Source organism: Pseudoalteromonas sp. T1lg75, from assembly GCF_002964705.1.
Classification (GTDB): Bacteria; Pseudomonadota; Gammaproteobacteria; order Enterobacterales; family Alteromonadaceae; genus Pseudoalteromonas.
Map to the genome: position 1 here is coordinate 35,351 of NZ_PQCD01000019.1, position 9,083 is coordinate 44,433.

Sequence of the window (9,083 nt, forward strand, 5' to 3'; positions counted from 1 at the left end):
TTTTAGTGTGAGGGAGACATTAAAACATGCTTTGTGCAATGACAAAAAGGGTTATACCCAATGCGCCCACCTGAAGATCAAACTACAGCCCCATAAAAGTGCCGTTATTTTGCCGTGCCACCTCACGCATCAGGGTGGAAAACTTCACCATATCTGGTGACGCGCCCATATTGCGCTTAAAAGCGATGCCATGAATACGGGCGATGGGCGTACCGCCGGTACTGCGATTAAGCCGGTTAATTTGCGCTAGGGCATCGTCGTAACTGGTGCCGGTAAAGTCATCACCAAAGACATAAAGCGCGAGGTCCCCCTGGTAGCGGGCATAGGCCTTGAGGCTGGCGGCTATCCCCTCCACCGGCGAGCTGTTCGAGCTGCCATGCCATTGTTGTAAGCCACGTAGCACCCCGGCGCGCTGCGCTCGGCTATCGCTGCGCCAGGTACCCAGGGAGCGCCCACCCAGCACCTCTCCATTGTCGGACAGCACCTGAAACCCCTGTACCTTGGGATGATTATTTAGCACCTCGTCCATGGTTCTCAGCACCCGTGGCCACATGGTTTTCATTGACCCCGAGGTATCGATAATAAAAACCACATAATTGCTGTCGACGGGAATACCGCCCACCTCGTCATCGCGCACCGTGGCACGCGGAGCATTGATGGCGGCACGCTGGCGCTCCACCAGGGTTTGCTCCAAACCGGATGCCGCATCGGTCAGCTGCTGCACCTTATCCTTGGCTCGTGCCAGTTGCGCCTGCAAGGCCATCTGCTGCTCGGCATTACTGGCCCCCTGCGCCTCGGCGGCCGCCAAATGCTCCGCACCCTCGCTCAAGGCCTGCTGTAATTGCTGGACGCTGCGCTCGGCCCCGTCCAAGGCTCGAACCAGGGTGGCAATTTGACTGGCGTCATTAAACTCACCCTGATCGCCATTTTTAGCCAGCAGGATCAGCATCACCACGGCGCCAAACGCACAGGAAATAATGTCTAAAAACGACAGGCTAAAGATTTCTACCGGTTCACGCCGCTTCATGGCCAGCTCCGCGCCGGGGCGATCATCAAACCGCCGGTGTTATTGGCCCAGTTCCAGTAAAGCGCCGGCGCCAGCGGGTCTCCTTCCAAGGGCAGCAAGACAATGTGGGTCGGTACCTTGGGGGCGGCTTGGGCGATGCTGAACTGATGGATTCGGGCACGACAATCGCCATCTATGGTTTTCATATTACCGCTTATTGGCTGACAGTGTTTTGTTTCGCGAAACCCATGAGCGCCCGACATCATGGTCGGCAAACCATCGGTGATAATGTAAAGCGCATCCATATCCGCAAAGGTGCTGTTGATGGTGCTCAGGGCGGTATATAGGTCGGTGCCATTTTCCGGCACCAGAGCGTCAATATCCTTAACCAAGGCCTGCATGCTGGCCTCCACCTTGGCCGAGTTGATGGCTCTGCTACCCAGCACCTGGGCGCTAGAATTAAAAGCGACCACGCTTACCTGCGACTGCTTTGGTACCCGTGCCAGCAACCATTTCGCTACCCGCTTGGTACGCTGCCATTTTGGCCCCTGTTGCTTTTGCTGTGCAGGGCCGAGCTTACGGCGTATCACCTTAATAAGCTGCTCGTCCGTCATTGAGGCACTGTGATCGATCAAAATACCTATGCGCTGGCCTTCAACCTTGAGACCCAATAAGTAGTTCTCCTCGCCACCACCCTTTAGCTCAATGGGGTCATCCGCCTGTTTCGGCGCCGCAGCTGCTACCGACTGCTGTAACTGCGCCACCACCGCTTGTTGGTCTTGCAATGCCTGCCTGGCCGCTTGCTGCATAAGTTTTAACGCGGCCACGCGCTCGTCGTTGTCACTGTTTTGCGCCTGCGCCGCGGCCAGCGCTTGCGCTACCTCCTCCAGCTCCTGCTGCAAGGCACTGGCCTGCTCCTCGGTGGCGGCGAGCTTTTGCTGCAGTCGCTCTATTTCGTTACTGGGCACCGAGGTTGAGGCCTGAAACTTGATGACGATCAGGATCATCAACACCGCCCCTAAACCACAGGCCATGACATCGAGAAAGGACAGGTTTAACCCTTGTTCGCCGCGCCGCTTCAACATCTTGGCTACTTATGCAAATGGGTTAACAAATGGGTTTCACAGTTGTTCTTGGTTTTCAGCACCATTTCATCCTGGCGGTTATTAAGGTGAAAAAGCACATACATCAAAAGGATAGAAAGCAACAGCGAAACCAGGGTCGAGTTAAAGGCGACCCCAAGCTTATCCACCATACCGGCGATATCACCGGCCACCGCCTCCTCGGCCTTGGCCAGGGCCGAACCGATACCGCGCACGGTGCCAACAAAGCCAATGCTGGGAATGGCCCAGATAAAATAACGAATGGTGGCGTTACCCGCCTCCAGCTGCGCCGCCAGAGATTCGACGCTATCGCGAATGGCATCGGCGGCATGCTGCACATTTTGGGTATTTTTATAGCGGCGTAAGCAATTAATCCAGGTGGCCACCGAGCTGTTCTTAGCGCTCTCCCCCTCCTCTAAAAATGCCAGGGCGTCATCCACATTCAGCGCTTCCTCCTTGGGAAAAGTGCGCAGGTAGTCATAGGTGAACACCGGCTCTTCCTTGGTAACAATGCGATAATACTTGTAGCCCATCAGGATCAGACAGAACAACCCCAAGGTCATACAAGCCTGCTGCTCGGCGTCTTTTAAGATCACCCAGATATTAGTCGTCGCGCCACTGCCATGGGCGGCAATCGCGGCCTCCGCCGCGGGGCGGATCATGCCTTGATACAACAAGTGCACTACAACGACGGTGGCGATAAAGACGCCGATAGACACCAGCGGCGGCAAATTCATGCGAGTATTGTCGGTTGGCATAACGCGCTCCTTAAATATCCACCGGGAAGGTAGCCGGCGAGTCCAAACTGATTTTCGCCGCCATCGCGACCGAAGTTAATGCGCCGACCAGGAGCAACGCCACTATCAAAAACATGCCTTTACGTTTCATAACTTACCTCTCATAGCGGGCGATGCGAAAACCTATGGTTTCACTGGGGCCGTCGGCAACGATTTTTAGCGCCGCCCGTAAATCCTGCAGTCGCCCTGACTGATAGTTGCCGCCCTTGGCAATATGGTTACCTCCACCCGAGGGACCCAGGTAATCGCTGTGCACCCGGGACAAGTCCGGGGTGACATAGGAGCTGACATCGAATACCCATTCACTGACGTTACCTGCCAAGTCATAAAGACCGGCCTTGTCGGCTCGGTAACTGCCTACCGGCGCCTTGCCTGTATGACTGTCCTGATAGTCGCTCAAGTAAAATGCCTGCTTGCCCTTGAGACCGACATCAGCGAAGTTACCGGCGTCACGGGGCACTCGCTCGCTGTCGCCCCACACATACTTGGTGGCGCGGGCGCGCTTGGCTTTTTTCGCCAACCATTCCCACTCCGCCTCACTCAGCAAACGATAGCCCCGTGCCTTTTTATTGATACCCGCAAACTGGTTATTAACGATACGGTAATAGGGTTCAAGGGCTTCTTGTTCACTGAGCCAGTTGCAGTATTGTGCGGCAGTCAGCCAACTGATGTTGGTTACCGGTAGTTGGGATTTCGGCACCCGCTTATCGAAGGCGTGAAACTGCGCCTCCGTAACTTCGTGCTTAGCCACCCATATCGGCCGGCTAAAATCGACCCGCACTTGGAACTCGTTGCGCTGACGGCCAACTTCATTGGCCGGTGAGCCCATAGAAAATGGCTTCATATTAAATAGTTGTAATTCCATGCCCAGGGTGGAGACAAATAGGGGCTGGCCTTCTTGACGACGGGCTTCAAACTCCGGCAGTAAAGTAACATTCACGGTGGAGTCGTGTTTGGCACTCGGAGTAATAGTTTTAACAACGCTCCGATACCCGGGTTTCGTCACCTTTATTTCATGGGCGATGGCCGGCAGGGTTTTATTTAACGGTGTATTACCGCGCGAGCGGCCATTAATATACACCTCGGCCTCTACATTGCTGCGCACACTAACCTGGCCTTGCTCCGGCTTTAAGGTAATGGCATAGAACTTCTGTTCCTTGGGCGGCAAGATCACCTTGCTGTCGAAACTGTAAAACCCAGGTTTGTCGTAACGCACCCTGTGCATGGTATTGGCATCCACCGCTACATGCCCCGGTGCCACCTTTTGCCCGTCAATAAACAGGCTGCCACCCTCGGGCGTCAGGGTGATCTCTAAATAGGCTTGCTCGGGTTTGAGCTGGTATTGACGTGTGACACTCGGATACTGCTCGGTGATCTCGACATTCTCAACACTCGCCTGATAGCCCGGCTTATGCAGCTCCAGCGCATAACTACCTCCCGTCAAGGCTTGTCTTAGTGGCGTTTTACCCATACTTTTTCCATCGACATACACCTCGGCGCCGCTGGGAATAGACGCCAGTTCTAAGACTCCGTCGACCGGGGTTAACTCGGCGACCACCTCGGTCGTTTGCGTACGCGCCACTATCAATGTCTGTTGCTGGTTTTGATAATAGGGGTTTTCGATGGCGAGCCGGTACTCGCCTTCGGCCAGTGGCTCGCTAATATTGGCTCCCTTGGCCAGTAAGCGGCCGTCAACAATCCAAAGGGTTTGCTCGCCGTAGGGCTGAGTAAACTTGCCAACCAGAGTACCGGGACGGGGTTTGAGCTCCAGGGTAACGGCTGCTGGGCTTGAGTCGGTGAGCATTTGCTCCTGGGCAAAGAAGGTTGGCGACGACACCTTAATTTTTACATCGCTGGCAAAGCGATACACCAACTCGTCGGTGACAAAGCCGAAGCCGGAGACAATCTCGACCTGGGCGTGCTCTTGAGCCTCGGCTGGCAATACCTTAATGGCATGGCCCTTGGCGATAAACAGATAGATCACTATGGCCGCCACACTGAGCAGCGCCAAGCAGGTGGCTATCAACAAGGGCAGCAGACTGCTTTTTTGTCGTTGTTTTAATTGCGCATCTAGCTCTGACATAAACACTAAATCCTTTGTGTGCACGCTATGGTAAGGGTAATAGGTGTCCCCGTTGCGCTTACCTCAAGCTCATATTTCACACTGACATAACCCGATCTGCGCCCTTCCAGAATATAACTGCCGGGTAAGAGCATCACTTGCTTTTGGGCAAACTCACCAAGCTGGTCACCGCCATAAATGCGTACCTGGGTTTGCTCATCGGAGAGCAAGGTCACGGCGATAGGGGTGCTAAAGTGACTCAGGTGTTGGTTCAACTCTTCAATACTGTTTGCCAATTGCCGCGAGTAAGAGCCATAGGGCTGGGCCTTAGTCAGCGCCGCCTCGGCCTGAGCGCGAATATTACTGTCGCTTAAGCGCTCGGGCCGCGCTGTGTAGATACTTAAAACGCGCTGCGCCGCCAATACCTGTTTGGCACGGGTCAACAAGTGGGTAATGGTGCTATCGCCGGGCGCACGCGCCAGGTATTGCTGCGCCAAGCTCTCTACCTGCTGCCACTCTTGCTGCTCACTCGCGCTCAATGCCAGGGCTCGGGTGCGCTCGGTGCTAAGCTGGCGCTGCTGCTTACTCAGCTGCGCACGGAGTAAACCCAGGGTATCGCCATCGGCGTTTAAGCGCTGTAATTGCGTTATGGCTTGTTCGGCTGCGATAAAGTTCTGCTGCGCCAAAGCATGCTGCGCCTCTTTGACCGCCTGGGCAACTTGCCGTTTACGTATGGTTTCCTGGGCAACATTAAGCTTGTCCTGCCATTGCTGGCGCTCGGGCTGGAGCGCCACAAGTTGCTCCAACAGGGCCGCTTGTTTGACGATATCGCGCTCAGCCACGGCCCCCTGATAATCACGCCATAGGCTTTGCTGCTGTGCAAACGTTTGGATCCGTTGCTGCAATTCGTCAATGCGCTCATCCGCCTGATTGAGCGCGCGCATCTTATCCACATAAAGCCGCGCTTCTTGCGGGCGCTGGTCGTTGAGCGCCAGCAGTGCCTGTTGATACCAGCTATCTATTGCTTGTTGCCACTGCCGGGCTAGTCGTGTTGCCAGCCCATCACTCTGCTGTAAACGCTCCTGAGCCTGGCGAAACTGACCCTGCGCAAAGGCCTGCAAGGCTGCGTCAAAGGCGCTGCTCGTCTGCTGCTGTAACTCGGGGGCAAAGGCAATAACCTGTTCATTAGTGAGCAGCGCCTGATGCTGCTGCTCAAAGGTTAAAATGGCCTGTTGAACCTGCTCACGCAACGCCTCGTTCAAGGCGCCCCTAGCGGCTATAGCCATTTCGCTGTCTGCTTGCGGCTCGGCCTTCGACGTGGACTCGGTCGCCGGAGCACTACTCACGGCATGCCAAACAATGGCCAACAGTACCAAGGCCAGGGTTATTGCCGCAACCAGAACATAATTTCTGATCTGCGAGCCCCGCACCAGGGTTTGTTGCTGCAACTGCTGATCTAAGCTCACCTTCTTATTATCATCACCCACAATTAATACCTTGTACTTGCTATCCAGGTGAATGGCACCCGCTTAATTGGCACTGGTTTCAAGATGGTACATCTTCCTTAAATGGGCTTTCCATTGTTGGTACTGCTCTGCGGCGGTACCGCTTAATTCAACTTGCTGCTCGTTAAATTCCATCACCTGCGGGCTTAGTGTTAAATCCAGACCTTGACCCATTTCATCAATCACCGCCGATGCGACCCTAAGATTTTGATTGGCTTGATAGGCATCCTTTAACAACCAAACGCTACCCAGGGCGCCTGCGGTTTTTGCTACCGAGGTGGAGGTTGAATTACTGTTATTACCCAACGCCAAGGCAGCAATAAAGCCCAAGGCACCGACCACGGCCTTAGTATTACGCTCGGCTCGAGCCTCTCTCGCTCTTACCGCCTCGGGCAAGGTTTCACGCTGCCATTCATGATACGGGTCATCGGTACTTTGTTGGAAAGCATCGAACTGATCCTGCAGGCGATCGACAAACAGCATTTCCTGATTACGTAATACCTGGATGCGTTGCAGCATGGCATCGTCTGTAGCCGGCATACCCTTAAGCTCATACTTGTAATAACGGGTGCCGTTTTTACGGTCGATAGATACCTCGAGGTAATCGTTAAAGGCCTCGGGAGAGTAATAATGGGCATAACGTACCAGGCTGGTGTTTTTCAGCCTTTGCTTTTCTTGCTCGGACAGAGCCATCAACAGCCCATAAACATAGTCGGCCACCTGATCGAACACCGGCTGGTACGGGTCTTTACCTTTATTTAAGGCATCGCGGAAATAGCTTTTCGACACCTGATGTTCAAACTCCTCGCTATCTATGGGCTCGCCGCTGCTATCGACCACGGTGACCTCAAGACGAACAAACTCGGAGTCGGAGTGCAATACCGTACCAAGCACGTATAAATCGGCACTGGTATTGGCATCGGGTACCACCGACACCGAGCCAAAAGCCTTGGTCGCGGCAATAGCGCGTTTGGTCTGTACCGCAAAGCGCTTAGCCTCGGCGCGACGCAGTTGTGGCCAAATATCCATTTCGTCCAGCTCGTCGTAATCAACCTTGTTGCCGTCCATGGGCAGGCCGGGGTCAAATACAGGCACAGCCACATCCAGAAAAATATCGCTCTGGGGAATGGCCTTAGTCGCGCCATAGGTGTCTTGCCCGATAGCGTTTGGGCCGACCGCAAGTGGCGCATTACGTGTAGACGTAGATTGGCAGGCACTGAGGGTGAAAATCATGAATAACAGTGTCACCAGTCGATAAGCGTTCTTTAATATCATGGGCCGATACCTCTATTACTTAGTGCAATTGTAGTCTTCATATTGCTTAATTAACGCCTGCTTAGTCGCTTCGTTCGTTTCCTTGGTGATCTCTTCGTACAGCATAGTGCAAATAATCGAATCATTATCCTTGGGCTTAACCACCTGCTGCGCCCGGCCGCCGCCGGATTTCATTTTTTCTTGCTCCTTGGTAGCGGCCGGATCTTGAGTTGATAAGGGTAAGTCCTGAGTTATTTGTTTAGTACTAGTTCCTTGCGATTGAGCCTGAGCCTGCATGTCTTGCTGTTCCTGCCCCTGAGCCGATGCGCTGGCTTGGCCCTGCTCACTAGCCATTTGTTGCTGTACCTTATCCAAACAGGTGCTGTATTTATTCACAGAGTCCAGCAAGGCATTTTCCATCAGTTTAATACGCTCCTGCTTGGTTAAGGTGGCCGGATCGATTTCATCTATTTCCACGGCACTACAGTCATAAGCCGTCTGTGTTGGTGCTTGCGAGGCTGCAACAGGTAAACACACAAGTAAGAAGAATAAAAACACAACAGGCATAGGTGCTCCCTTTAAGCCAAATGGCGAAGAATTACCCTAATTATTACCTATATGTACCGGTTTTTCTGTTATTAAGGCAAACAATTCATTGTAAGGTTTTGTTAGGCGAAGAAGACCGAAGCACTGCTTCGCAGCTTCTGAGGTAAGGTCATGGATGATCGATGTAACCAAGCTACAGGGAGGTATTGTTAAAACAGCCCTGTTTAAGAGCCTTCTATGGTCAACATCCAAGCGGGTTTAATATTCCGCTTCTGCAAGGCTAAAGCCTCGCCTACAGATAGCTGTGGGAATGTTCTTGAGGGTCCGTGTGTTCTGGCACCAACGGTGCAATCATTTGTAGGTCAGACTTCAGTCTGACAAAAGAGCAATGCAGGGGCATATTGACGATAAGGCCGACCTACAAACACAGAAAAGCCGCTGCATTGTGGCGACCAATTCTATTAGAATAAAAAACGTAAAACGCCAGAAAGCAAAAAACCCGTCGCATTGCTGCAACGGGTTTCTTTAATTAGGAGCCTGGTGATGACCTACTTTCACATGGCAAATGCCACACTATCATCGGCGCTGTTCCGTTTCACTACTGAGTTCGGCATGGGGTCAGGTGGGTCCAGAACGCTATTGTCACCAAGCAAAGTTGGTTACTAATCGCTGTCGCAATCAGTATTAATTCGGAAAGCTTTATAAGTAAATGTCTACTTCAGTCTTTAATTTCTAACTTCTAACTTAACAGTCTCACACCATTTTGGCGTTGTATGGTTAAGCCTCACGGGTAATTAGTACAGGTTAGCT

At 53.1% G+C, this 9,083-nt stretch carries 7 protein-coding genes and 1 rRNA gene; all 8 read right to left on the reverse strand.

Annotation, left to right across the window (positions count from 1 at the left end; genetic code table 11):
- Nucleotides 1–82: 82 nt before the first annotated feature.
- The 8 genes from C2M36_RS05355 to rrf all read right to left on the reverse strand — a co-directional run bounded on the left by C2M36_RS05355 (nt 83) and on the right by rrf (nt 8,923).
- Nucleotides 83–1,027: a hypothetical protein gene (locus tag C2M36_RS05355; RefSeq protein WP_105254043.1), complete on the reverse strand. Its 945-nt coding sequence runs from the start codon at nt 1,025–1,027 to the stop codon at nt 83–85.
- Nucleotides 1,024–2,091: a vWA domain-containing protein gene (locus C2M36_RS05360; RefSeq protein WP_105190311.1), complete on the reverse strand. Its 1,068-nt coding sequence runs from the start codon at nt 2,089–2,091 to the stop codon at nt 1,024–1,026. Before C2M36_RS05360 ends, C2M36_RS05355 begins: the two co-directional genes overlap by 4 nt.
- A 5-nt stretch (nt 2,092–2,096) precedes the next feature.
- Complete coding sequence (locus C2M36_RS05365) at nt 2,097–2,867, reverse strand: MotA/TolQ/ExbB proton channel family protein (protein WP_105190312.1); 771 nt, start codon at nt 2,865–2,867, stop codon at nt 2,097–2,099.
- A gap of 133 nt (nt 2,868–3,000) precedes the next feature.
- Nucleotides 3,001–4,989, reverse strand: coding sequence for a PEGA domain-containing protein (locus C2M36_RS05370; RefSeq protein WP_105254044.1), 1,989 nt, complete (start codon nt 4,987–4,989; stop codon nt 3,001–3,003).
- A 5-nt stretch (nt 4,990–4,994) separates the two neighbouring features.
- Nucleotides 4,995–6,455 (reverse strand): hypothetical protein, encoded by a 1,461-nt coding sequence (locus C2M36_RS05375; RefSeq protein WP_105254045.1) that lies wholly within the window; start codon nt 6,453–6,455, stop codon nt 4,995–4,997.
- Between the two features lie 42 nt (nt 6,456–6,497).
- Nucleotides 6,498–7,748, reverse strand: coding sequence for a hypothetical protein (locus tag C2M36_RS05380; RefSeq protein WP_105254046.1), 1,251 nt, complete (start codon nt 7,746–7,748; stop codon nt 6,498–6,500).
- Between the two features lie 15 nt (nt 7,749–7,763).
- A complete protein-coding gene (locus tag C2M36_RS05385; protein WP_105254047.1) occupies nt 7,764–8,294 on the reverse strand; it encodes a hypothetical protein in 531 nt (176 codons plus the stop codon).
- A gap of 514 nt (nt 8,295–8,808) precedes the next feature.
- Nucleotides 8,809–8,923, reverse strand: a 5S ribosomal RNA gene (rrf, locus tag C2M36_RS05390).
- Nucleotides 8,924–9,083: the final 160 nt, after the last annotated feature.